The organism is Psychrosphaera saromensis, from assembly GCF_002954545.1.
Lineage (GTDB): Bacteria > Pseudomonadota > Gammaproteobacteria > Enterobacterales > Alteromonadaceae > Psychrosphaera > Psychrosphaera saromensis.
The window spans coordinates 1-483 of the sequence record NZ_MSCH01000001.1 but is presented as its reverse complement, the minus strand read 5'-3'; the positions used below and the strand labels follow the sequence as shown (position 1 = coordinate 483).

2 tRNA genes are annotated in these 483 nt (G+C 40.2%); both read right to left on the bottom strand.

Annotated features, from left to right (window positions below):
* Positions 1-279: 279 nt before the first annotated feature.
* Positions 280-355: transfer RNA gene (locus BTO11_RS00010), tRNA-Ala, on the bottom strand.
* Between the two features lie 38 nt (positions 356-393).
* A tRNA-Ile gene (locus tag BTO11_RS00005) sits at positions 394-470 on the bottom strand.
* Positions 471-483: the final 13 nt, after the last annotated feature.

Below are 483 nucleotides of genomic sequence, written 5' to 3'. Positions count from 1 at the left end.
ACAACCTTAAATGCTCTCGCACTAAGTCGTAGGTTATGCCATTTTGATTGCGTTCGCTAAAAACACAATCGACATAAATAACGCTTGAGTTTTCTCTTACAGTGATACAAATTACTTAATCCAATTCCTAAGAACTAAAATAAGATTTATACCTTTATTTTTTATTCAGCTTTCCAATTTGTTAAAGAGCAATTGAGTTTTAAAAAACTCAAATAAATAGACACTAAAGTTAACCACTTAATGTGTATTTATTTGAGCTTATGTTCATTTAAGAAGAAGTGGTGGAGCTATGCGGGATCGAACCGCAGACCTCTTCCGTGCAAGGGAAGCGCTCTCCCAGCTGAGCTATAGCCCCATCTATTTGATGGCTTGGGTTCAATATCCCCAAAGGCTTGGTAGGCCTGGGCAGACTTGAACTGCCGACCTCACCCTTATCAGGGGTGCGCTCTAACCAGCTGAGCTACAGGCCTTCAGGTTTTTCTT